The following is a 26186-nucleotide window of genomic DNA, read 5'->3' as shown; positions in this document are numbered from 1 at the left end:
TGGTTATTGTTGCTGTTCTGGTTTCACTTGAATATCAGTTCCTAATCGCTGTAAATAAGCAATAAGTGCTACTATTTCTCGGTTTTTCATCTCTATAAAATTTTCGCCATTATCAGCAGCATATTTTTTATCAGCTTCATAGTTTTTAGCAAAATCAGGATCGCTGTATAAGTTTTGCTCAATTTGAGCCCCTTGGTCTAACATATTCTGTTGTGCATTGGCAATATCTTCCTCCGTGTAAGGCACACCTAAAGTAACCATGGCTTCCATTTTTGCTTCTGTCATTGATTTATCTAACTCACTACTGCTACCAGTAATCAACCAAGGATAACGAGGCATTATTGAACCCGATGAGGTACTCTGCGGATCATACATGTGGTTAAAGTGCCAATTGTCAGAATACTTAGAGCCAACACGGTGTAAGTCTGGTCCGGTACGTTTACTACCCCAAAGGAATGGATGATCGTAAACAAATTCTCCAGCTTTTGAGTATTCGCCGTAGCGTTCTACTTCACTTCTAAACGGTCGAATCATTTGAGAGTGGCAACCAACACAACCTTCACGGATGTAAATATCTCTACCTTCTAATTCTAAAGGCGAATAAGGTTTCACACTAGCAATAGTTGGGATATTCGATTTTACCATAATGGTTGGCACAATCTGAATAATACCCCCAATTAAAATAGCTACAGTAGCTAAAAGTGTTAATTGGATTGGACGTCTTTCCAACCAAGTATGCCATCCTTCGCTAGCTGTACGCTTTTTAGTCACACGCTCTAAAGCAGGAGCTTCAGCCAGCTCATCTTGTACTTTGCTTCCGCTTCTTACGGTAGCAATTACATTGTAAACCAGTATAAACATACCAACAATATAAAGTGTACCACCAATAGCACGCATCCAGTACATAGGCATAATTTCAGTAACTGTTTCTAAAAAGTTACCATAAACTAAAGTGCCATCAGGATTAAACTGCTTCCACATACTTGCTTGTGTAAATCCAGCAACATACATTGGTAAAGCGTATATAATAATCCCTAAAGTACCTAACCAAAAGTGTAAATTAGCTAGCCCCAAAGAGTATAATTTCGTTTTAAATAACCTTGGAATTAAGTAATAAATAATACCAAAAGCCATAAAACCATTCCAAGCTAATGCACCAACGTGAACGTGAGCAATAATCCAATCGGTAAAGTGGGCAATCGCATTTACGTTTTTAAGCGATAGGGTAGGGCCTTCAAAAGTTGCCATACCGTAACCCGTAATGGCTACCACCATAAATTTTAAAACTGGGTCAGTTCTAACCTTATCCCAAGCACCACGTAGTGTTAAAAGTCCGTTTATCATACCACCCCAAGACGGCATCAATAACATCACAGAAAAAGCAACACCTAAGTTTTGCGCCCATTCTGGTAAAGCGGTGTATAATAAGTGGTGTGGTCCAGCCCAGATATAAATAAATATTAAAGACCAAAAGTGGACAATAGACAATCTATAAGAATACACAGGTCTATTCGCTGCTTTAGGAACAAAATAATACATCAATCCTAAAAACGGCGTTGTTAAAAAGAAAGCTACCGCATTATGTCCGTACCACCATTGTACCAAGGCATCTTGTACACCAGCGTAAACCGAGTAACTTTTTAAAGCACTAACAGGTAACTCCAAACTATTAAAAATATGAAGTACTGCTACTGTTATAAAGGTTGCGATATAAAACCAAACAGCAACATATAAATGGCGTTGTCTACGTTTTAAAATTGTCCAAATCATATTCACACCAAAAACCACCCAAATTAGTGCAATGGCAATATCTATAGGCCATTCTAACTCAGCATATTCTTTAGATGTGGTGTAACCCAGCGGCAACGAAATAGCCGCAGCAACAATAATTAATTGCCAACCCCAAAAGTTAATATTACTTAAAAGGTCGCTCGCCATACGCGTTTTTAATAGACGTTGTAGCGAGTAATAAATCCCTGCAAACATCGCATTACCAACAAAGGCAAAAATCACAGCGTTTGTGTGTAAAGGTCTTAACCGACCAAAACTAAGCCATGAAATCCCATCTGTAAGGTTCGGGAATAAAAACATAAAAGCAAGTAGTAAACCTACTGCCATACCCACAACGCCAAAAACAATGGTAGCGTAAATGAATTTGGTAACGATTTTATTATCGTAATGAAATTGTTGCATTTCCATATCTAAAAATTTATTCTTCTTTGGTTAGTATCGTTTTTTCTGGTTTATCTTTAACTAATTCGTCTTCAAAAAGCATGCGAACAGACGGTGTGTAACTATCGTCAAACTGTCCACGTTTTACCGCAACAATAAAGGCTACAAAAAAGCCAATAGCTACTACAATGCTTATAGTCAATAAAATATATATAACACTCATACCTACTTGAAGTTATGGTTCAAAAGTACTTTTATACTTATTTTTAAAAGATGACATTTGTCATGTTCTATCGTTTATTTTAATTTTTTTGGCGTTACCACAAGGGTCGGGCTATTCGCTACAAGTCCTCGCACTTCCTTCGTCAGGCTGTGGGCTATCCGCTGCTATCCCTAACGCACTTATCCGCTAAAACCTGTCCCAATTCCTATTTCAATTTCCGTCCTAAAACATTCGTACAAATGGTTGTAAAAACCACAATACTAATCGAACTTAAAGGCATTAAAATAGCAGCAATTACAGGTGCTAATTGTCCAGTAACCGCAAAATAAAGCCCGATACAGTTGTAAATAAGCGACAGTAAAAAACTCCATTTTATAATTTTTATAGCCTGTTTTGAAGCCTTAATGAAATGATATAGTTGATTAAATTTTGTAGCATCCAAAATCGCATCACAAGCCGGCGAAAACACATTAACATTCTCTGAAATAGCAATTCCAACATTACTCTGCGCCAAAGCACCAGCATCATTTAAACCATCTCCAATCATCAACACTTTAGCACCCGAATTTTGATGGTGTTTTATATATTCTAATTTATCTTCAGGCTTTTGATTAAAAAACAATTTTGTTTTAGCAGGAAGTAGTTTTGTTAAGTTTTCTTTTTCTCCAGAATTATCGCCAGAAAGAATCACTAAATCATACTCCTTTTTCAGTTTATTAAATAACTTAGATAATCCTTTTCTATACTTATTGTAAAACGTAAAGGATCCTTTGTATCTGTTATTAGTACTCACATGAACCGCCGTGTTTAACGCAGCTGTTTCAGAAGTGTAACCCACAAAAGGAGCAGAACCAATTTTTATTGAATCTTGGTTGTGTTGTGCTTCAATGCCTTTACCGATATGCTCTTCGTAAGTATCTAAAGTCACAATATCATTTTCATTCAAAAGAGAATATAAAGACCTACTTAACGGATGATTAGAATTTCGCAATGTACTTTTCAATAACGCTTCTTCATCTTCTGAAAGTTCTAATCCATTATATTCAATAGACGTTTCTTTATTAGCAGTAATGGTTCCTGTTTTATCAAAAATGATAGTATCAACAGCCGCTAATTGTTCAATAACTGAAGCGTTTTTAGCATAAAATTTCAGCTTTCCAAATATGCGTAACAAGTTTCCAAACGTAAAAGGAGCAGCCAAAGCAATAGCACAAGGACAAGCAATTATAAGTACAGATGTAAATACATTCAATGCTTTAGAAGAATCTGTAAACATCCAAAACGATGTTGCAATAATGGCAATACTCAAAACAGAGATGGTAAAACGTTTACTAATAGCATTAGTTAATGTAGTGAAACCATCCTCTTTATTCTTGCTAAACACATCGTTACTCCAAAGTTGGGTCAAGTAACTTTGCTCAACCGTTTTTAAAGCATCAACTTCAATACTACCATTCAACTGTTTTCCTCCAGCAAATAATTTATCGCCAGATTGTTTCGAAACTGCTTCAGATTCGCCAGTTACAAAACTGTAATCAATGCGAGCTTTTCCTTTAATCAAAATACAATCTACAGGAATCAATTCTTCATTTCTAATTAAAAGTCTGTCGCCTTTTTCAATGTCATAAACCTGAATAGACGTTTCAGAATTATCAGATAAAATTTTAGTAATTCCAATCGGGAAATAGGATTTATAATCGCGCTCAAAGGATAAAAAAGTATAGGTTTTCTGTTGAAAAAACTTCCCGAGTAATAAAAAGAAAATGAGTCCAGATAAACTATCAAAAAAACCTGTACCAATATCTAAAACAATTTCGGCGGTACTTCTTATAAATAAAACTGCTGCACCCAAAGCAATAGGCACATCAATATTTAAAATTTTAGAGCGTATTCCTTTATAAGCTGAAATAAAATAATCTTGAGCCGAGTAAAAAACAACAGGTAAAGAAAACACAAACATTAACCATCTAAAAACGGGTGCATATTTTTCAATCCAAAATCCACTCACCTGAAAATACTCAGGAAACGACAAAAACATAATGTTACCAAAAGCAAAACCAGCAACACCTAGTTTGTAAATTAGTGAGCGGTCTACATTCTTTTTTCCAACGCTATAATCATCTAAACTTATAAAAGGCTCATAGCCAATGCTGCTTAGAAGTTTTACTAAATCTTTCAAAGAAAAATGTTCCGTATTGTAATTTACCCGAACTGTTTTCTTTCCAAAATTTACAATTGATGAACTTACAGAAGGATGCAGTTTATTCAAATTCTCAAGAATCCAAATACAAGAACTGCAATGTATATGCGGAATATATAAAGTAACGATTTGCGTTTTTTCGTCATTAAATTCCAATAAACGTTCAACTATTTTAGGGTTGTCTAAAAAATTATATTTGCCTTCAATCTCTTTTGGTGTAGTACCTGGAGCGTTTTGTAAATCGTAGTAACACGTTAAATCGTTTGCAGAAAATATCTCGTAAACAGTCTTACAACCATTACAACAAAATGATTTGTCATCATATATAATTTCGGAAGTTGTAGAATCTAATCCACAATGGAAACATGTTTTATGTTCCATAATTTTTTATTTGCTCATTTATACCTGAGACAAAAGTGATAAAACAACTGTGTTTTAAATATGATAATTGTCATGTTTTATCTATTTTTACATTACAAACAAACAATGTGTAATGAGTAAATGTGAGCAATGCATTATTAAACAATTTAATTCACTTAAATCCTTGACCAAGGATGAGTTAATTAGAATATCTGCATGTAAAACTTCTAAGACTATTAAGAAAGGAACTATTCTTTTTGACGAAGGTGATACCATTAACGGTGTTTACTGCGTAAAAGATGGTATTTGTAAACTATCTAAATTGAGTGAAAATGGGAAAGATCAAATTGTAAAAATGGTTGTAAAAGGACAATTAATTGGTCAACGCTCTTTAGTCTCAGATCAAAGCTCAAATTTACAAGCAACAGCTCTAAATGATATGGAAGTTTGCTTTATTCCTAAAAGTGAAATTATTGCAGATCTTCAAAAAAACCCTAAGTTTTCTTATGACATGTTACAAGACATGGCTCGGGATTTAAAAGAAGCTGACAATATTATAGTAAATATGGCTCAAAAATCTGTTCGTCAACGTTTAGCCGAAACACTTATTTATATTCATGAAAGTTTTGGAACTAATCCAGATGGTACACTAAGTGTTTTACTTTCTAGAGAAGATTTTGCAAATATTGTTGGTACTGCAACAGAATCTGCAATTCGAGTTTTGTCTCAATTTAAAAAGGACGGTATGATTTCGACTCAGGGTAAGCATATAAAAATCGAAAATTTAAATGACTTAAAACGTATTGAATAACTTTTTATCGTCTTATAAAAATATATTAAAGAGGTTTCAAAATTCAATTTTGAAACCTCTTTAAATTTATACATAAAAATTATTTTTATTTGTCCATACTAAATACTTTAACATCTTTGAATGTAGATAAGTTTATAGTTTCTAAGGTGTTCCTATAAGCTTTCCATTCTTCATTAAAAAAGGTATTGGTTTTTTCTAATCCATTTTGCAAAGCATTTTTTGCATGTTCTATTAACCTATTTTCAGTAGCGGTTATTCCATTCTGTCTAGACCTTACGTATCTATTTGCTAAGCTTAATCTACCGCTAATATTTGGGTCCGTACTTCTAACTAATCCTTGACGTTTATCTTCTTTACCTAAAAATAAAGCTAGTACTTCATCAATTTTTTTAGTAATATCTTTAGATGATTTAATTTCGTCTTTATACTTTTCTTTATCAAGTATTTTTAACTCAGATTGATATTTTGAAGCTATTTTTTTACTTTCAACTAACTGTTTTACTGCATCAGCAGATAGTTGCGACATATTTTCAATTTCTTTAGAAGTATTGTAAACTTCATTAATAGAATTCATTGATTTGTTTAAACGCGGGTCGTTCTCAACAGTAATCATTTGTTCAGACATTTTATCTCCAAAGTGTAAAGCTATTTTGTAGGTTCCTGGTTTTACTCGAACACCTCCTGGTTCATTAGTTCTTTTTCTAATAGTTCTTGATAGTCTATCAGCGCCTTTTTCGTTAAGATACCATGTCCATTTTTGAAAACCAGTTTCTTTTGGAGCTTTTCTTTTTAGTGTTCTTATTAATCGGTCTCCATCATAAATTTTCATAATTAAAGAGTCCCATTTTATTTTAGAATCATCTTTTTCATCTTCAGAATCTTCTTTTTCCTCTTCTTTTTCTGTTTTTTTGTTTTTATCTATAGTTACATAATAAGATATTTGTGCCCCAGAATTTCTGTTTTCTCCGTGGTACAAAGCATCAGCTCCAAACCTGCTTCCAGTAGGTTGTTGATAAGCTGCTAAGTAAGCTGTTGGTGGTTTAAAAAGTTCTAGTTTTTTGTTAAGAATGTCTTTGTTTTTGGCAATCGCTCTCAGTGGGCGAATATCATCTAAAACCCAAGCTGCGCGACCAAATGTACCAATTATTAAATCTTGTTCTCTTGGATGAATAACTAAATCTTTAACAGATACCGTTGGGAAACCTTCAGTCCATTTTGTCCAATTTACACCATTATCAAGTGTAAGGTATAGACCGTCATCGGTTCCTAAAAATAAAAGATTAGAGTTTTCAGCATCTTCAATAATCGAGAGCGTATAACTTTCAACATCATTTTCGTCTACAATACGCTCCCAGGTTTTTCCATAGTTTTTGGTTCTGTAAGCATAAGGTGTATAATTAAATCTTCTATAATCATTTGCAATTAATAAGGCTTCACCTTTATTCTTGTTGGAAGGCTTTATTTGTGGAATCCAGCTACCAGCTGGTAATCCTTTTATGTTTTTAGAAACATCTGACCAAGTATTTCCACCATCTTTTGTAATATGTACTTTTCCATCATCGGTACTAACCCAAAGCATATCTTTTTCAATAGGAGAAGGTTCAATAACTAGAATGGTACAGTGGTTTTCTGCTCCTGTCGCATCAATGGTTAATCCACCGCTTTCACTTTGCTTTTGTTTTTCAGGGTTATTTGTTGTTAAATCTTCAGAAATGATATCCCAGGTTAAGCCCTTATCGGTTGATTTATGAACAAACTGACTTCCAAAATAAATAGTGTTATCATCAAAAGGATCTATATTTATAGCTGCATTCCAATTAAAGCGTAATAAAACATCTGGATTAGGATGAGTTGGTTTAACACCAAAATTATTACCCGTTTCAGAATCATAATAACTTACATTTCCTTGTTGACTCATTGACCAACCAAAGCGGGCGTCTTTTTTATCGGGTACAACATCAAAACCATCACCAAAACTAATTTCTTGCCAGTACGAATTTCTGATGCCTTGTGCACGCCAAACATAGGCAGGTCCTTTCCAAGACCCATTATCTTGCATACCACCATAAACGTTATAAGGTATTTCATTATCTACTGCTATATGATAAAATTGAGCTACTGGTAAGTTACCAATAAAACGCCAAGTTTTACCACCGTCTTTGGTAATGTTCATACCTCCATCATTTCCATCAATCATAAAATCTCCATTTTCTGGGTGAATCCACCACGCATGATGGTCTGGGTGGATACCATTATTTGCGCCATAAGCTGGCATTAATTGTGTAAAGTTTTTACCACCATCTTCGCTAACATTAACATAAGTAAATACAGAGAAAACACGATTTTCGTTTTGTGGGTCAACATAAATTTCTGAGTAATAGAAAGGCCTATTTCCAATATCGCTCTTATCGTTTATCTTTTTCCAATTAAAACCACCATCTTCACTTCTGTACAAAGCATTTTTCTTAGATTCAACTAGAGCATAAATTATGTTTGGTTTATTTCTGGCAATAGCAACCCCTATTCTTCCTAAATCTCCTTTTGGAAATCCATCTTCATCGGTTACTTTTTTCCATGTGTTTCCGCCATCATGTGTTATGTGTAAACCAGAACCTACACCACCAGAATTAAAAAACCAAGGTTCGCGTTTATGTTCCCACATGGCTGCTATAAGTTTGTTTGGGTTCGTAGGATCCATAATTAAATCTGCTGCCCCAGTTTTATTATTTGCAAAAAGTATTTTGTTCCATGTTTTACCACCATCGGTAGTTTTAAAAACACCACGCTCTGGGTGTTCTCCCCAAGGTGAGCCTATTGCAGCTGCGTAAACAATATTGGGGTTTGTAGGGTCTATAATGACACGATGGATGTGGCGTGTATTTTTCAATCCCATGGCTGTCCAGTTTTTACCTCCATCTAACGAGCGATAAATTCCAAAGCCACCATTTAAACTATTCCTTGGATTACCTTCTCCAGTTCCAACCCAAATTACACTAGGATTAGATTGTTGGATAGCAACTGCACCTATAGAAGCGGTTAACTCTTTTTCAAAAATAGGTTCCCATTTTATGCCTCCAGAGGTAGATTTCCATAATCCACCCGATGCTGTTCCTACATACATAACATCTGGATTTGAATGTACAACATCAATTGATGTTACTCTTCCAGACATGCCTCCGGGGCCAATATTTCTTGGATGCATATTCTTCAATAAATCCATTGATAAATTTTGACTGAAGGCTGAAATTGAAGCTAATAAAAGGAGTAATAAAATAGATTTTTTCATTGGTTAAATTTTTATCAACCGAAAATAATAAAAACTTATCATAGAATTATTTAAATAGATGTTAATGTTAAGTGCTTTTTGAATAAAATTATTACTTTTATAGAGCTATGAAAAAGAATGAAACTATAAGAAAAGGTTTTGTGTTTAAAAAATACGAAACACCTTTTCAATCCCCTTTTGATAAACTTTTTGAAGTCTTTAAAGAGTTAATTACGCACACTTCTGGTGATTTTGATGAGGCTATAGATTGGTTAAGGGAATTAGATAAGGAATATAAGCTTACTACATCAGAATATACTATTGATGATTTTATTGAAGACCTAAAAAAGAAGGGCTATTTACGTGAAGAAATAGATTCTGATGGAAATGGTTCTTTAGAAATTACAGCAAAAACCGAGCGAGCCATTCGTCAACAAGCTTTAGACCATATTTTTGGAAAAATAAAACGTAGCGGACAAGGAAATCACAAAAGTAAAAGCCCTGGGCTAGGTGACGAGCATACAGGAGATTTTAGAGCCTATCAATTTGGAGATGCTTTAGATAAAGTATCCATCACAGAAAGTTTAAGGAATGCTCAAATAAGTAACGGTATTGGAGATTTTACATTATCTGAAGATGATTTGGTAGTTGAAGAAACATTGCATAAATCTCAAATGAGTACGGTTTTAATGATAGACATTAGCCATAGCATGATCTTGTATGGTGAAGATAGAATTACACCAGCCAAAAAAGTAGCCATGGCTTTGGCTGAATTAATTACCACAAGATATCCAAAAGATACTTTAGATATTTTGGTTTTTGGTAATGATGCTTGGCAAATAGAAATTAAAGATTTACCATATTTAAAAGTTGGTCCTTACCATACAAATACAGTAGCGGGTTTACAATTAGCTATGGATTTGTTGAGACGTAAACGAAATACGAACAAACAAATTTTTATGATTACCGATGGAAAACCAAGTTGCTTGCGTTTACCAGACGGACAATATTATAAAAACAGTAATGGTCTTGATAAACATATTGTCAATAAATGTTATGCTATGGCTCAACAAGCAAGACGGTTACATATTCCAATTACAACTTTTATGATTGCAAAAGACAGTTACCTTATGCAATTTGTAAGAGAGTTTACCTATGCAAATCAAGGAAAAGCTTTTTACACTGGACTGAAAGGTTTAGGTGAAATGATTTTTGAAGATTACGAAACAAACAGAAAAAAAAGAATTAGAGGATAAATATGAAATTAGAATTAATAAAAACATTAGGGCAATTAAAAAAATTTGGTTACGAAAGTAAATCTATAAAAGACGAATTACGAGATAACCTTATTGAAAAAATAAAGAATAAGGAAACAACCTTTGAAGGCGTTCATGGTTATGAAAATACAGTAATACCAGAGTTAGAACGCGCCATACTATCAAGACATAATATTAATTTGTTGGGCTTACGCGGTCAAGCAAAAACGCGTTTAGCACGATTGATGTTAAACTTATTAGATGAATATATACCTTTTGTAGAAGGTTCAGAAATTAATGACGATCCTTTAAAACCTATTTCTCGTTATGCTATCGAATTAATTAAAGAAAAAGGAGATGATACACCAATTAAATGGATGCACAGAAGCGAACGTTTTGCAGAAAAATTAGCTACACCAGATGTAACTGTTGCTGATATTATTGGAGACGTAGACCCAATAAAAGCTGCAAATTTAAAGTTGAGTTATGCAGATGATAGAGTAATTCATTACGGTATGATTCCTCGAGCTAATCGATGTATTTTTGTAATAAATGAATTGCCAGATTTACAAGCAAGAATTCAAGTAGCGTTATTTAATATTTTGCAAGAAGGCGATATTCAAATTAGAGGTTTTAAGTTAAGGTTACCTTTAGATATTCAATTTTTATTTACGGCAAACCCAGAAGATTATACCAACAGAGGAAGTATAGTAACGCCATTAAAAGATAGAATAGGTTCACAAATTTTAACACATTATCCTTCAGATATTGAAACTGCAAGGCAAATTACACAGCAAGAAGCTAGATTAGTTGAAGCTCAGAAAAACTCAGTAATAGTTCCAGATTTGGCCAGAGATTTATTAGAACAAATTGTTTTTGAAGCCAGAGAAAATGAGTTTATTGATGCTAAAAGTGGTGTAAGTGCACGATTGAGTATTACAGCTCTGGAAAATTTACTAAGTACAGCAGAACGGCGAGCATTAATTTCTGGTGATAAAATAACCATGTTACGCCTAAGTGATTTTGTTGGTATTATTCCAGCCATTACCGGAAAAGTGGAATTAGTTTATGAAGGTGAGCAGGAGGGAGCTGCTGCGGTTGCTTATAATTTAATAGGCGAAGCTGTAAAAAGTTTGTTTGGAGAGTTTTTTCCAAAAATTGAAAAACTTCAAAAGCAAGAAAACGAAAGCCCATATGATGATGTTGTATCTTGGTTTTTTAACCAAAAAGATGGTTTCGAGTTATTAGACGATTTACGTGATAAAGAATATAAAAACCTTTTGGATTCCATTTCTCCATTAGATGATTTATTAGGTGAATACCAACCAAATTTAAACAAACAAGATAGCTATTTTGTAAAAGAGTTTGTGCTTTGGGCGCTTGTTGAATTTAAACAACTTAGCAAGTATAGGTTTTCTGAAGGCATTCAATTTAAAGACCCTTACGGGAGTTTTATAAGCGGCATATAAAAATAAAAAGGGAAACAAATTTGCTTCCCTTTTTATTTTCATTTAGGCTCAAAAACCCACCAAATTTGTTTGCTTTTTGGATTATAACTTAATTTTATTATTCCTGAATCAGAATATATTAGGTATTTACCATTTATGTGTAATGACACGCCGTTTAGTTTGGCAACAACTTTTTCATCAGTATAACTAAAAATAACACCATTGCTAAATTCTATTATTACATTGCTTTCTTCTTCATTTAATGTAGAGTTTGTAAAAGTTGTTTTAACTAATGAAATTCCGTTAGATTCATGTTTCACTCTATTTTCAATGTAGTTACTGTCATAACTTGGATTATATATTAATTCAATTTTTCCATTAGTTAGGTTATAAACATCTTTCTCTTTTTTGTAATCTGGAAAAACATCAAGTGTATAAGGTTCATCGATTTTAAAAACTAGTGGTGTGTTACTCTCTTTTAAAATATAATAGCCCTCTTTGTTTTTTAATACAAACTTTGTTTCTGGAGGATAGCTAATAGATGTTTTATTATTTTCAGTTATTTTTAAGTAGGTGTTTTGAGTGAAACAAAAGTTGCAACAAGTAATTCCTATGATAATTAAAATGCTTTTCATATTTATTGTTTTAAATTTATATTCTATTTTTTTCATCTTCAATTCCGGTATCTCTTTTTCTAGCTTTTTTAATTTCGTTTCTACCAAAATTATAAGTTAGATTTAATTGAACTTGCCTGCTATCACTACCTCCATTTCCATTAATTCTTAAAGCTCCAAACTGTGTTACGCCTCTCCAAGGTGAAGTAAAAAGAATATCATTAAAACCTAATCGAGCACTTAGTTTATCATCTAAAAACTTTTTTTGAAAAGCAATGTTTAATGAGCCTAAACTTTTGGTTTCATATGTGCCACCCCAAACTGATGGCGAACTATACCAACCAGATATTTCGGCGTTAAATGTTTTACTTAATTTAAAGGTGTTTTGGGCGTATAAACTCAACGTGTTTTGCTTTGTTGATAGAAAATCTTCATTTGTTGCCTCGTAAATACTTCTAAAAGCATTTAAACTGAAATAAATACTCCACCATTTATTAAAGCGGGTTGGATAAGAAATACCTAAATTGATTATTTTTTGATTTGCTACGTTTCGAGGACTTAAAAAATTTCTATTTTCTCCAACCGCCTCTGTTACTTGAGCTGAAAAATCTTTTATGAAACTATAACTTATTGAGGTGTTCAATCTGTAATTGTAAGTATGAGAAAACTTTAGATTATCAGTGTACTGAGGTTGTAAAAATGCATTTCCTTTACTAAACGATAATTCATCTATTTGGAATTCAAAAGGATTTAAGCTTCTATAATTAGGTCGTTGTATTCGCTTACTGTAAGTTAAAGAAAAAGCATTTTTTCGATTCATTTGATAGGTTATTCCGCCACTTGGAAACCAATCAGTATAATTTCTTTTTACCCTATCATTTTGTTCTTCCTGAAAGCTTTCCAAAACACCATCAGATATAGTTTGCTCTACTCTTAAACCAATTTGAAAATTGAATTTTTCATATTTTTTATTAAAATTTACATAAGCAGCATTAATATTTTCGTCATAATTAAATGTGTTAGATCTGCTTCTGTTTATTATATCTACATCGTTAATTCTATCGAAAAAGTCAAATTGATTATCTGTTATTATTTTAGAGTATTTAGCACCTAATGATAGTTTGCCCTTTAAGAAATTTTGTTCGTAGTCAATTCTTGCTGTAAGTATATCAATAGTAATTGGCGTATTCATGAAGTTAACAGATTCGCTGATTATCTGTGTTTCATCACCATTAAAATAAGTATTAGGCTGTAAATTAGTTCTATCTTGATTGTATTTTCCATAGTCTAAATCAATGTTTAATGAGGTATTGTTTTTGAGTTTTAATCTGTAGTTTATGTTGCTATATAGGTTAGATGTTTCTGCATTAGCATTACTACCTGCTACTAAAACTTCATTTGGGGAAGTATTACCATTGGGTGTAATTGGTGTTCTAGAATTACTCGTATTTTCATTATCACTAAAATTCCCCGTTAAAATAACACCGATGGTTGATTTTGAATCAACAAAATAATCAAATCCTAAACGAATATTTTTGTTGTTAAAATCTGCGTTACTTTTTGTCCGAGCATCGAAATTAGTATTATTTTGGGTACGATTTAAATTTATAAATCCGGTACTCTCGCCAAATCTATTACTAAAGGTGCCGTATAGACTCGTTTTTTTATTTCGGTTATTAATAGATATTGTATTGTTATATCTGGCAAAATCTCCCACTGTAATACCAGATGCTAAATTTCCATTTGTACCTAAACTTTTATCTCGTTTAAATTTTATGTTTATAATACCTGCATTTCCTTCGGCATCATATTTTGATGATGGTTGAGTTATTATTTCAAGTGCATCAATTTCTGTAGCTTGAATAGTTTTCAAGTAATTTACTAAATCTTGACCGCGCAGTACGGTTGGTTTATCATCAATGTAAATTAAAACACCAGCCTTACCTTCAACGATTATATTTTCGGTATTATCAATAAGTACACCCGGCGCTTTTCTTAGTAGTTCGAACCCAGAATCTCCTGCAACGCTTATAGAATTTTGAACATTAAAAACGGTTTTGTCTGCAAGTACCTGAATTAGTGGTTTTTCAGCGGTTACAGTAACCTCTTCTAGTGCTTGTGTGTCAGGTAAAAGATTAATATTATTTAAACTTATATTTTCATCTGATACAATAATGTTATTAGAGTTATAATCTTTAGCACCTAAATAAGTAACAAGAATTTTATAAGTGCCATTACCAATGTTTTTTATAACAAAGTTACCAAGCTCGTCAGTTATTGAGGCTTTTACAAAAGTATTGTTTTCAATTGTTAATAATGACACTACTGCTGCGTTAACAGGAGTTGAATCTGAATCTGAAATCGTTCCTTTTATGCTGTATTGAGCAAAAGATATATTAAAGATTAATAGACTAAGAATTAATAATAATGATTTCATAACTATTCGTTTTTTGATGATACAAATATGAAATCATGGTGGGGAATATACAATTGAAAACAGTTTAGTTGAGCTATGAGTCGATGAGTGGGAAAAGTCAGTTCATCTGTATATGGGTCGACTCAACGATTAGTATTATCTATTTTAATGTATTAAATTTATTTTTGTGTAAAACATTAATAGATGAAGAATAAATTTTTGAAAAAACACTCTTTTGGAGTCAGACATGACGAGCTTTTAGCGTTTGTTTGTTTTTATATACTATTTGCTTTATTCTATCATTTTACTTTAGAAATAAACTCGCTGGGTTATAATAATAGTAATTATAATCTTTTCAGTTTTTTAGATTTTTTTGATGGGAGTGGATTGGGTTATACCATAAAATTTATTTTAACAGTACCAATTTGGTGGTTAATTTTCAGGAAATTAAAAAACTGGCCATTAAAATTTAGGTTATTACTTCATGTTTTCTTTTTACCGCTTTTTGTAATTATTTGGCAAACTGTATATTACGAAATTTGCGAATTACTAGGTTTTTTTCACCTTCAAGGTTCAGGAAAGATTTGGGATATTTATATTCCTGGATTATTCTATGTTTTACAATTTGGCATTCTTCATGCCTATAATTATTACAGAGAGAATCAACGGAAGTTAGTCTTAGAAGGAGAACTTCGTAATGCAGCTTTAAAGAGTGAATTATCTGCTATAAAAGCTCAGTTAAATCCACATTTTTTATATAATATTTTCAATACAATAAGTGCTTCGGTCCCAGCAGAAAATGAAAAAACAAGACATATGATAGCTGAATTATCAGATTTATTTCGCTATCAATTAAAAGCATCGCAAGTAGATTTGGTTCCTTTAAAAGAAGAATTAGACTTTGTAAAAAAGTATCTAGATTTAGAAAAAGAACGTTTTCAAGAACGTTTGCAAATAGAAATAGATGTTGATAAAAATTTAATGAATGAACAAGTTCCTCCTATGCTATTGCAACCTTTGGTGGAAAATTCAGTAAAACATGGTTTATCGTCTTTAATAAATGGAGGAACAATTTCAATAACGATTCTTAAAAAAGAAGGGAAGCTTGCTTTTGAAATATCTGATAGTGGTGTTGGAATTAAAGATAAAGAACAAGTTTTTGGTAAAGGAATTGGCTTAACAAATACGCGTTTACGCTTAGAGAAAATGTACCAAAGTTCGCTGAAGTTAAGTGACAATAATCCGCAAGGATTAAAAGTTATGTTCGAGTTATGAGAAAAGTAATTATAGTTGATGATGAAGCTTCTGGCCGTAAATTAATAAAAGAATATTTGCAGGATTTTGACGATTTAATTCTTTTAGGTGAAGCTAATAATGGAGTTGATGCTGTTAAAATCATTAATGAGTTTAAACCAGATTTAGTTTTTTTAGACATACAAATGCCTGGAATTACGGGTTTTGATGTTTTAACACATTTAGAAGAACTACCTCAAATTATATTTTCAACGGCTTACGACCAATATGCCTTAAAAGCTTTTGAAGTACATGCAGTAGATTACCTATTAAAACCTTATACAAAAGATAGATTTAAGGTTGCTGTGGAGCGTTTATCAGAATCTATACAAGTTAATAATGCAAGACCATTGGCGGAAAGCTTGCTTATTGAGAATTCAAAATACCCAGAGCGTATTTTAGTTCAAAAGCAAAACAAATTAATAACTATATCTACAGAAGATGTTATTAGAATTGAAGCTTTTGGAGATTATTCAAAATTAATAACAAAAGATAATACCTTCCTAAGTAACTACGGTATTTCAATATTAGAAGAAAAACTAAATGATGCTATTTTTATTCGAGTACACCGTTCTTCAATTATCAACCTTAATAAGGTAAAAGAGTTAAATAAATATACCAAAAGTTACGATGTGACTATGCAAAACGGTGATGTTGTTCGCGTAAGTAGAGGGTATATGGATAACATCAAAAAACTGATGTATTAGTTACTAACTTTTTTAAGTGTATACAATTACTTTATTTATTCTAGAGTTTAATAAGCCTTTTTTGTGTTATTAAATATACAAAAATTCAGGAATTAATTTTTTAATTTCTTAGTGTAATAGTTTCTATTTAACACATCAAGAATTGATATAAGAATAGTATTTCTTTTCTTGCTTTTTAAGGCTTAAAATCTTAAATTTTGGAAAATTCATACCTTAATTTTACAAAAAATAGTATTATATGAGTAAAACAGAAGATAATATTAAGCCTGATATAAAACTTCTTTCTTTTGATATTGATAACACTCTAATAGATTTTCACACACATAAAAGCAATTTCCCTAAGGTTTGGAAAAAATTTAAACCCGAGGGGGTTATTCTAACTTATAATACAGGACGCTTAATTGATGATGTTCTAAATTTAATAGACAAAGGTGTTTTACCTGAGCCAGATTATATTATATCAGGAGTTGGAACACATATTTACGACTTTGATAGAAAAAAGGTAGTTAAAGAGTTTAATGATGTTTTAGATGAAGGTTGGGATATTGATGCTGTTGAAGAGATAATTCAGAGTTTAGATTATCCAATAAGTGAACAGCCCATAAGATTTCAACATTCTTACAAGAGAAGTTATTTTTTTCATGGTGCCAGCGAAGAATTAATAAGTAGTGTTGAAAAAGTATTTGCAGATTCTAAGATGTATATCAATGTAGTGTATTCTGGAGATAAATTTTTAGATATTTTGCCTAAATGGGCTAATAAAGGAAATGCACTAATATGGTTATTAAGGAAGTTAAATTTAAAATCAAGTCATGTTTTAGTTGCTGGCGATAGTGGCAATGACTCTGCCATGTTTAGTGTTGATGGTGTAAAGGGTGTTGTAGTAGCTAACGCTCATCAAGAACTTTATAAGTTTACAAAGCATCGTGAAGTATATCATTCAGAAAATGAAAGTGGCGATGGTATTATTGAAGGTCTTATTTACTTTGGAATATTTCCTGATGATGCTAAAATTATTAATGAAGAAAATCATACAGATGATTATATCATTCAAAAGGAATTAAACACGATAGCCGAAGAAGATGATGATGAAAAATTAGAGCTTATTAAAGAAGGTTACGAAAAAGCTATAATAGCACTTAAAAAGAATATAACACCGTTGGGTTTTTCAGCCTGTTCAATAGAAGATAATATTACTAAAGGTACTGATGCAAATTATCATAGTGTTTGGGCAAGAGATGGGGCTATAACTGTTATAGGTTCTTTATCTTTAATTCATGATAAAGAAATTCATAAATGTCAACGCCAAACTTTAGTAACCTTATTTGAGCATATTACTAGAAACGGACAAATTCCCTCTAACGTAAGAATAAAAGATAATGTAGCCGACTATTCTGGAGTTGGTGGTATATGTTCTATAGATAGTGGTATTTGGGTAGTAATAGCTTTTTATGAATATGTAAAAGTCACTAACGATATCGATTTTCTTCGCGAGTATATATCCTCTATAAAAGAAACTATGCGCTGGTTAGGAGCTCATGACAGTAATAATGATGCCCTTTTAGAAATTCCTGAAGCTGGAGATTGGACCGATTTATTTGGAGGAAGTTACAACATACTTTATGATGAAATTCTGTGGTACCGTGCTAACGTTTGTTACGGTAGAATGTTAGAAATGCTGGGTGATTATGAAGAAGCTGGAGAAAATATAAGATGGTCTCAAGTTATTAAGAAGGAAATATTACAAAATTTTTGGCCATCAACGCAACAGAAATTATTTCAATCAGTTTCGTTTGCAGAGCGTCAATTTACGTTGGGTGATACCTCATACTTAATCCAGCAAACATCGCCATTCGATTTTAGCTGGCGTTGTGATGTTTTTGGCAATGTTTTAGCTTTTTTACATGGTACTATTGATGCAGAAAAAGCTCATCAAACTTTTAAATTTATGTTGGGTGTTGGTGTTAACGATCCCTATCCTGTTACAAATGTTTATCCTGTTGTAACACCTGGTGATCCCGATTGGAAATCGTATTACACCGTAAATTTATTGAATTTACCTAACCATTATCACAACGGTGGTATATGGCCTTTTGTTGGTGGTTTTTGGGTTAAGTTTATAAGTAAACTAGGTCTAAGAGATGTTGCTATTTCAGAGTTGCACAAACTAGCATTAATAAATAAAGAAGGTTTAACTGAAGAGTGGGAATTCACAGAATGGGCACACGGAATTACTGGAAAAGCTATGGGTAAAGCATATCAAGCATGGTCTGCTGCACAATATATTTCCGCATGTCATGATTTAAAAATAATTAAATAATAACTAAAATTTAAAACTATGAAATCAATATTAATGATCTCCCTACATGGCTATGTGGGGGCAAATGCAGAATTCGGAAAACCAGATACAGGTGGTCAAGTAGTTTATGTTTTAGAGCTTGCTGAACGTTTTAGCAGGTTAGGCAAAAAAGTAGATTTGGTAACCCGTCAGTTTGAAGATCAACCAGAATATGACCATGTAGATGAAAATTATAGTGTATGGCGAATTCCCTTTGGAGGTAAAAAGTTTATCCGAAAAGAGGATATGCACGATCATTTAAAAAAGTTTGTCACCAATTGTTTAGCTGCTATTAAAAAAGAGGGTAAAAAATATGATGTTGTTTATTCTCATTATTGGGATGCTGGTTTTGCTGGACAAAAAATAGCGGAGGAACTTGGTATATCTCATGTACACACGCCTCACTCCGTTGGTTGGTGGAAGCAGCATACCATGGGTAGCGATATGGACGAAAAGGAAATGGAGAAAACATATCGTTTTAAAGAACGTATTCAAAAAGAATATTTTGTTTATCAGATGTGTAATTATATAATTGCAACAACTTTACCACAGGTAGATTTATTGACAAAGCAGTATGATGTTTTGCCTAAAAATTGTGGTATGATTCCTCCTGGAATTGATGAAAATCGCTTTTTCCCTGTTCCATCAAAAGAGAATGATAAAATTAGATCTAAATACGATATTCAACCAACCGATATTCTTGCTCTGGGTAGAATGGCACATAACAAAGGTTATGACCTATTAATACAGTCGTTACCAACAGTTCTCGAACTTTGTCCGGAAGCAAGATTAGTAGCCGCAATTGGTAGTGATAAATCCGATCAAGATGATGAAGGTGTTGCAAAGTTGAAGAAACTAGCAAATGAATTAGGAGTAATGGATAAAATAAAATGGAAAAATTATATAGCAGACGAAGATTTAGCAAATGTTTACAGATCTGCTAATATTTTCGCAATGCCATCTAGATATGAACCTTTTGGCATGGTAGCTATTGAAGCCATGGCGTGTGGTACACCTAGTGTAATTACTGTTCACGGTGGTCTTTATGATTTGATTGATTTTGGTAACCAAGCATTGTTTGCTGACCCACATAGACCTTTAGAGTTTGGAGCAATGATGTCTATGCCGCTTTTATATCCTAAAATGCGTAACGAACTTTCTGTGGAGGGTGCACGTTTTGCTAGACGGAATTTTGGATGGACGGGCATTGCAAAACGTATGATTGAAGTATTCAAAAGCTCAATTAATCAGCGTACTATGGAGTCAAATCTTTTTTATTAAAATTTTCAAGAATGCCTAATATTGTATGTTTTGGTGAAGTACTATGGGATGTTTTTCCTCATGACAAAAAAATTGGTGGTGCGCCACTTAATGTAGCTGTACGGTCCAAATTATTTGGGAATGAGGTAAGTATAATTAGTGCTGTTGGAAATGATAAATTAGGAATATCCATATTAGACTATTTAAAAGAAAATAAAGTTAATACAGATTGTGTTCAGTTACTTGATAAATACAAAACGGGAGAGGTTAAAGTAACTTTAAATAGCAAAGGATCTGCGTCTTATAGTATAGAATATCCTAGTGCTTGGGATAAAATTTCAATCACAGAGCTATCTAAAAACAAAGTAAAAAAGGCGGATGCTTTAGTTTTTGGAAGTTTAATTACCCGAGATAATGTTTCAAAAGAAACACTTTTTGAACTAGTTAAATTAGCTAAGTACAAAGTTTTTGATTTAAATTTAAGACCACCTCATTTCAAAAAAGATATATTGATACATTTGATGGAGCAATCTGATTTTATAAAATTGAATGATGAGGAATTATATCAGGTGAGTAATTTTCTTGGGTCTAAGTTTAATTCATTAGAGCAGAATTTAAAGTTCATAGCTAAAAAAACAAACACTAAACATCTTTGTGTTACCAAAGGATCTTTTGGGGCTGTATTACTTTACAATGAAAAATTATATTATAATAGTGGTTATAAAATAAAGGTTGACGATACAGTTGGAGCTGGCGACTCATTTTTAGGTTCTCTTATAAGTCAGTTGTTAAGTAAAGAGAATCCACAAAAAGCTATAAATTTGGCTTGTGCTGTTGGGGCATTGGTGGCACAAAATAAAGGAGCTAATCCTGAGTTAAGTTTCGAAGATATTGATTCTTTTATGAACCCTCAATAGTGTTATTGTGGTTTTAAAATGGAGTAAGGATTTAAATGTCCTCGCTTCAAATTCTCACACATAATTAATGATTTATCTATTTTAGTTTGGCTGTTTTTATATCTTGAAATAGCGTAAATAATGCTTCTCTTTTTTCCGGGGGTTAAATTTTCAAAGATTTTAAATGCTTCATAATCGCTTAAAAAGACAGCATCTAATTCTTCTGGAACATCAACGCCATATTTGGAAGTGTCTTCAAAAAGTTGCATTTCAAAGTAGTCATTTTGAAATATATTTAGTTCTTTTTGAAGCCTTTTGCCAAACATCATTTTATAATCTCCCGTGTTTTTATCCTTTTTTATAGCAGCATAAAAATGAATAGTTTTATTTTTAAAAGTAGCGACTACTTTTACTCTATTTTGCTTTGCTTCTGCAAAAGATTTAAAAATTTTTTCAGGTATTGAAATATGAAATTGGTCTAATAAACCCACAGTGAATTTTTTACTTTTCATAGCTTACCAATTTTCTCTAGATTTAATATTTTTAGAACATAATTCTATAATTTGATTTATGCGTTTTTCTCTCGTTTCTTTGCGTTTAGCACTATGAAGCCAGGATAAATAATTTTTTCTGTAACCTTTAGAAAAGTTTTGATAATTTTCAAATGAACGTAAGTTTTCATCAAATGCTTTTTGCAAGTCATTGGGTATAATACCATTTTCAACATCATCCATTTCTGTCCATTTACCAGTTTTTTTGCAAGATTAATCATTTTACGACCAGATTCATGTATTAAACCTGCTTGGTCTAATTCCTCCACATACTTTTTATTAAGAGCACTCCATGTACTTTTCGGATTTCTTGGACAAAAGTATTGGCGTCTTTTTCCATTGCCTAAACTTTTTACAGTTGAATCAATCCAACCAAAACAAATGGCAACTTTTACAGCCTCTTCCCATCGCATAGTTGGAATATTCATTTCTAGTTTGTAAAAAATAAGATATACAGCTTTTTCTTTGCTATGGTTGTTTAGCAACCAATCATACCAATCGGTATCGCGTTCAAAATGGATTTCTTTAAACTCCAAAGTATTTATATTTGTTTAGAATAAATGTAAAAATCTGGGTCTATGGTAAGTGGAGCATTTTTAGTTTCTAATTCCATTGTTTTCCATTCGGATTTTGGAAACAGCCATTGTTCTTTTCCATCTATTTTTACTTGAACAGGCATGTCAAATTTGTCAATAATATTGGTCCAACGGAATTTTAGTTCTTTCTTGTTTATTGAATATTCCAAAGTAGGAATACGTGTGTCTCTTAAATATTGGTTAAAAAATTCGGTTAAATCATAACCAGTTTCTCTACTTATAAAATTTTCAATTTGTTGTGTTGTAACAGTTTTATGATAAAATTCAACATTCATTTTTCTCAAAATTTTCCTCCATTTTTCATCATCCTCAATAAGTTGACGCAGTGTGTGAAGGATATTGGCGCCTTTGTAGTACATATCTCCTGAACCTTCTTTGTTTACATTATAGAATCCAATTATTGGGCGGTCGTTTTTTATAAGCTGTCTTGTACCAATAACATACTCAGCTGAAGCTTCTTTACCATAATAATAGTCCAAAAACAAATTTTCTGAATATGCTGTAAATCCTTCATGAATCCACATATCTGCTGCATCCTTATAAGTAATGTTATTTGCAAACCATTCATGACCAGATTCATGGATAATAATGAAATCGAACTTTAAACCCCAACCAGTTCTAGATAAGTCGTTTCCTAAATAACCTTTCATATATTGGTTTCCATAGGTTACCGAACTTTGATGTTCCATTCCTAAATAAGGAACTTCTACTAATTTAAATCCGTCTTTATAAAATGGATATTGACCAAACCAATGCTCGAAAGCTTTCATCATTTTTGGTGCGTCTTTAAAATGAACTTTTGCTTTTTCAAGATTATCTTTTAAAACATAATAGTCCATGTCTAAATTTCCTGCCATACCATCGTAAACTTCTGAGAAATGAGCATAATCGCCAATATTTATATTTACGCCATAGTTGTTAATTGGATTACTTACAAACCAAGAATACGTTTTTGTATCTCCAATTTGTTCCACTTTTCTCAAGCGTCCATTAGATACATTCGTTAATTTAGAAGGGACATTTACGCTAATAAGCATGCTATCTACTTCATCATACATGTGGTCTTTACATGGCCACCATACGCTAGCACCCAAACCTTGGCAAGAAGATGCAATAAAATGATTACCATTGTTATCTTTTTTCCAAGAGATACCACCATCCCAAGGCGCTCGAACAGCTTCTTTTGGATTACCCTCATAGTATACATCTAAGCTAAGAATATCATCTATATTTTGATTTTCCTTTAAGCTTATAAAGTGTGCATTACCATCGTGTTTAACTTCTAATTCTGTGTTGTTCTGAACGACTTTAGTAATTTTTAAAGGGGGTTGTAAATCTATTTGCATTACAGAATCATTTTCAAGAACTTTATACCGAACAGTATTTTTACCGGAAATAAATTTATTATCTGGGTCTACTTTTATGTCTAGATGATAATAAGTTAAATCCCACCATTCGCGTTCTGGAGTTATAGAACCTCTTAGTGTATCTTGTCTTGTAAAATTAACTTTTTCTTCTAAAAGCCCTTGAGAATAAGCGGTTAACGATATACTTGAGATTAAAAAAATAAAGAAGAATTTATGATTATTCATTTTTAGCGATTTTACTTTTAATATATTTTTTTCCTAGAATTGAATCTAGAATAATAGGAATAGATTCAATTCCATTTGTTGTTGCCTTAAAAACTCCAAAATGTAAATGAGGTGTCGTTGTCAATCCTGTAAAGCCAGATAAGGCAATGGGTTGATTTCTTTTTACGGAATCACCAACTTTTACCAATGCACCATACTGTTTTAAATGTACATATTGTGCAAAGGTATTATCATTATGATGCACCATAATATAGTTGCCAAAAGGTTTAAACTTTTCGGTGGTACCTTGTTTATTATGCTTTACAATTACTTTGATAACAACCCCATCTCGCGTTCCAACAATTGTATCTCCTATTTGTAAGTTAAAATCAATAGTATATCTGGAAAAGTTTGTGTTATGTGTGAAATCACCATTGTATCCTTGAATTATTTTAAATTGTTTGCCTTTCGGAAAGGGTAGAGCATAATTAAAAAGTGTATCGTAAGCTTGTTTTTCCTTTTCGTAGTAACCATAATAATGAGCGAATTTATATGAATTTAAAATGGAAGTAGAATCTTTTTGTTCTGTTTTGAATTGCATAATTAAGGATGTTTCTTTTGGAATTGATTGTACAAAATCTATAGTGTTATCCTTTAAATTTTCAATTTTGGTAAATACAGGACAGAGCAAGCCATTTTTGTACAACACTTTTGTCGAATCACCCGAAATTTCAAAGAAGATATTCCCACGATTATACTTGTCTTTCGAACAGCCGAATACAAGTAGAAAAAAAACAACCAAAAAATTGAAACATCTCATGTTATCTCATTACAGAATTTGGAAATACCACTGGGCTTTCGAAACCTTTTTCTCCAACACTTGATATTCCAAAGAAATAATTATCAATAACAATACCATCCAAAGTGAATTCTGAAATATCACCAACATATCTACTGTTATCCCAAGTTGGTGAGGTAGTATCTCGCCAGTATATTTTATAACCTTTTGCACCATCAACTTTCTCCCATTTTAATTTGGCTGAGGCTTCTACAATACCGCCAATAGCAACAGATTTTGGAGCAGGGGGTGCCCAAGCTAGATTTGCTAGATTAATAGCATTTACAGCAGTTAGTTTTTTCGCATAATCAAAATTAACATGTTCTATAACATCACCATATTTAATGCCATTTTCTTCTCTAATATCTTGATGTTGTTGAGTGTAATTTTCATGAGCTTCCATAATTCTAATCCCTGCAAAGCCTAAATCGTTAAATGGACGATGGTGGCCGCCACGACCAAATCTATCTAATCTATAAATCATCATAGGATTCATTTCCGGCATATATGTTTTTACATTTTTATGAATGTATCGTGCTAATTGACGTGAAATACCATCAACTTCACCACCGTAAAATCGGCGCGATTTTCTTTGTCTTTCTGTTTCATTAGCAGGTACCGGTTCAGAAAAAATTCTAAAGGTTCTATTATCAATAACACCATCAACACCTTTAATGTTTCCTATCATATCATTATTTAAAATACCAATAATATCCCAATCTTTTTCTTTGGCATATGCAGCTAATCCGGCACCCCCAAAAAGACCCTGTTCTTCACCAGAAAGCCCAACGTAAATAATACTGTTTTCAAACTTATATTTTGATAATACACGCGCAGCTTCAATAGTTCCAGCCATACCAGAAGCATTATCGTTAGCTCCTGGGGCATCAATTGTAAAATTCATGGTATTACTAGCACGAGAATCAATATCTCCACTCATAATCACATATCTATTTGGGTATTTTGTTCCTTTCTGTACAGCTACAACATTTACAACCCAAGCATCATGTGGTACACGTCTGTTACCTTCTTTTGATACAAAATCTTTTTGATAAAAAACGTTTAAACAATTATTACAACTTTCAGAAATAGTTTCAAACTCAGATTTTATCCATCGTCTTGCAGCGCCTATTCCTCTTGTTGTTGATACGGTATCGCTAAAGGTGTTTCTTGTTCCAAAATTTACTAGTGTTTGAATGTCTTTTTGAATTCTTTCTGCAGAGACATCATTTATAATATCATATATTTTTTGATTGTTTTGTGCTGTTGCAAAATAAGTAAGAAGTAAGAGAGAAATAAATAGTAGTTTTTTCATGGTTTAATTTTTCTCTAAATTACAGAAAATAAAAAACGCTTCAAAACTAAGTTTTG

General features: G+C 32.4%; 19 protein-coding genes. 8 read left to right on the top strand and 11 right to left on the bottom strand.

The genetic code is table 11. The features are described 5' to 3' along the window. Positions 1–3 precede the first annotated feature (3 nt). The 3 genes from ccoN to ABD939_RS03540 form a co-directional block, all read right to left on the bottom strand. Positions 4–2199 carry a cytochrome-c oxidase, cbb3-type subunit I gene (gene ccoN, locus ABD939_RS03550; RefSeq protein ID WP_345164601.1) on the bottom strand — a complete coding sequence of 732 codons (2196 nt, stop codon included), beginning with the start codon at positions 2197–2199 and terminating at the stop codon, positions 4–6. 10 nt (positions 2200–2209) lie between these two features. Continuing rightward, positions 2210–2395, bottom strand: a complete 186-nt coding sequence (gene ccoS / locus ABD939_RS03545) for a cbb3-type cytochrome oxidase assembly protein CcoS (protein WP_345164599.1) — start codon at positions 2393–2395, stop codon at positions 2210–2212. Positions 2396–2600: 205 nt separating this feature from the next. Next, entirely contained in the window at positions 2601–4976 is a 2376-nt protein-coding gene (locus ABD939_RS03540) for a heavy metal translocating P-type ATPase (RefSeq protein WP_345164597.1), read from the bottom strand. Positions 4977–5088: 112 nt separating this feature from the next. Between ABD939_RS03540 and ABD939_RS03535 the strand changes: the two genes are divergently transcribed. Next, positions 5089–5766 carry a Crp/Fnr family transcriptional regulator gene (locus ABD939_RS03535; protein WP_345164595.1) on the top strand — a complete coding sequence of 226 codons (678 nt, stop codon included), beginning with the start codon at positions 5089–5091 and terminating at the stop codon, positions 5764–5766. An 85-nt stretch (positions 5767–5851) separates the two neighbouring features. On the opposite strand, the gene ABD939_RS03530 is transcribed toward ABD939_RS03535, so the two are convergent. Then, complete coding sequence (locus ABD939_RS03530) at positions 5852–9052, bottom strand: WD40/YVTN/BNR-like repeat-containing protein (RefSeq protein ID WP_345164593.1); 3201 nt, start codon at positions 9050–9052, stop codon at positions 5852–5854. Between the two features lie 107 nt (positions 9053–9159). Here ABD939_RS03530 and ABD939_RS03525 point away from each other — a divergent pair, with 107 nt between their 5' ends. Continuing rightward, complete coding sequence (locus tag ABD939_RS03525) at positions 9160–10287, top strand: vWA domain-containing protein (protein WP_345164591.1); 1128 nt, start codon at positions 9160–9162, stop codon at positions 10285–10287. Positions 10288–10289: 2 nt separating this feature from the next. Next, entirely contained in the window at positions 10290–11756 is a 1467-nt protein-coding gene (locus tag ABD939_RS03520; RefSeq protein ID WP_345164589.1) for a MoxR family ATPase, read from the top strand. 38 nt (positions 11757–11794) lie between these two features. Here ABD939_RS03520 and ABD939_RS03515 read toward each other — a convergent pair whose 3' ends face one another. Both ABD939_RS03515 and ABD939_RS03510 read right to left on the bottom strand, forming a co-directional pair. After that, positions 11795–12370 carry a hypothetical protein gene (locus ABD939_RS03515; RefSeq protein ID WP_345164587.1) on the bottom strand — a complete coding sequence of 192 codons (576 nt, stop codon included), beginning with the start codon at positions 12368–12370 and terminating at the stop codon, positions 11795–11797. A 16-nt stretch (positions 12371–12386) separates the two neighbouring features. After that, a complete protein-coding gene (locus ABD939_RS03510; protein ID WP_345164585.1) occupies positions 12387–14786 on the bottom strand; it encodes a TonB-dependent receptor domain-containing protein in 2400 nt (799 codons plus the stop codon). Positions 14787–14969: 183 nt separating this feature from the next. Between ABD939_RS03510 and ABD939_RS03505 the strand changes: the two genes are divergently transcribed. The 5 genes from ABD939_RS03505 to ABD939_RS03485 all read left to right on the top strand — a co-directional run bounded on the left by ABD939_RS03505 (position 14970) and on the right by ABD939_RS03485 (position 21280). After that, the gene (locus ABD939_RS03505; RefSeq protein WP_345164583.1) at positions 14970–16040 is read left to right on the top strand and encodes a sensor histidine kinase; all 1071 of its coding nucleotides are present in this window, start codon (positions 14970–14972) and stop codon (positions 16038–16040) included. Beyond that, complete coding sequence (locus tag ABD939_RS03500) at positions 16037–16765, top strand: LytR/AlgR family response regulator transcription factor (protein ID WP_345164581.1); 729 nt, start codon at positions 16037–16039, stop codon at positions 16763–16765. The genes ABD939_RS03505 and ABD939_RS03500 overlap by 4 nt, the downstream gene beginning before the upstream one ends. Before the next feature lie 238 nt (positions 16766–17003). After that, positions 17004–19085, top strand: a complete 2082-nt coding sequence (locus ABD939_RS03495; RefSeq protein WP_345164579.1) for an HAD-IIB family hydrolase — start codon at positions 17004–17006, stop codon at positions 19083–19085. A gap of 18 nt (positions 19086–19103) precedes the next feature. Further along, positions 19104–20384, top strand: a complete 1281-nt coding sequence (locus ABD939_RS03490) for a glycosyltransferase (RefSeq protein ID WP_345164577.1) — start codon at positions 19104–19106, stop codon at positions 20382–20384. An 11-nt stretch (positions 20385–20395) separates the two neighbouring features. Continuing rightward, positions 20396–21280: a carbohydrate kinase family protein gene (locus ABD939_RS03485; protein ID WP_345164575.1), complete on the top strand. Its 885-nt coding sequence runs from the start codon at positions 20396–20398 to the stop codon at positions 21278–21280. 2 nt (positions 21281–21282) lie between these two features. Here the strand turns inward: ABD939_RS03485 and ABD939_RS03480 are convergent, their stop codons facing one another. The 5 genes from ABD939_RS03480 to ABD939_RS03460 form a co-directional block, all read right to left on the bottom strand. Further along, on the bottom strand, positions 21283–21771 hold the full coding sequence (locus tag ABD939_RS03480; RefSeq protein WP_345164573.1) for a YdeI/OmpD-associated family protein: 489 nt from the start codon (positions 21769–21771) through the stop codon (positions 21283–21285). Between the two features lie 3 nt (positions 21772–21774). Continuing rightward, complete coding sequence (locus ABD939_RS03475; protein WP_345164571.1) at positions 21775–21993, bottom strand: YdeI/OmpD-associated family protein; 219 nt, start codon at positions 21991–21993, stop codon at positions 21775–21777. Between the two features lie 358 nt (positions 21994–22351). Then, the gene (locus ABD939_RS03470) at positions 22352–23998 is read right to left on the bottom strand and encodes a M1 family metallopeptidase (protein ID WP_345164569.1); all 1647 of its coding nucleotides are present in this window, start codon (positions 23996–23998) and stop codon (positions 22352–22354) included. Further along, a complete protein-coding gene (locus tag ABD939_RS03465; protein WP_345164566.1) occupies positions 23991–24686 on the bottom strand; it encodes a M23 family metallopeptidase in 696 nt (231 codons plus the stop codon). Before ABD939_RS03465 ends, ABD939_RS03470 begins: the two co-directional genes overlap by 8 nt. A 112-nt stretch (positions 24687–24798) precedes the next feature. Further along, a complete protein-coding gene (locus ABD939_RS03460) occupies positions 24799–26130 on the bottom strand; it encodes a M28 family peptidase (RefSeq protein ID WP_345164564.1) in 1332 nt (443 codons plus the stop codon). Positions 26131–26186 lie beyond the last annotated feature (56 nt).

Origin of the sequence: Algibacter aquimarinus (genome assembly GCF_039543265.1) — a bacterium.
Taxonomy (GTDB): Bacteria; Bacteroidota; Bacteroidia; order Flavobacteriales; family Flavobacteriaceae; genus Algibacter_B; species Algibacter_B aquimarinus.
Note: the sequence above shows the minus strand (reverse complement) of the source record. Positions and strands in the feature narration are given on the sequence as shown.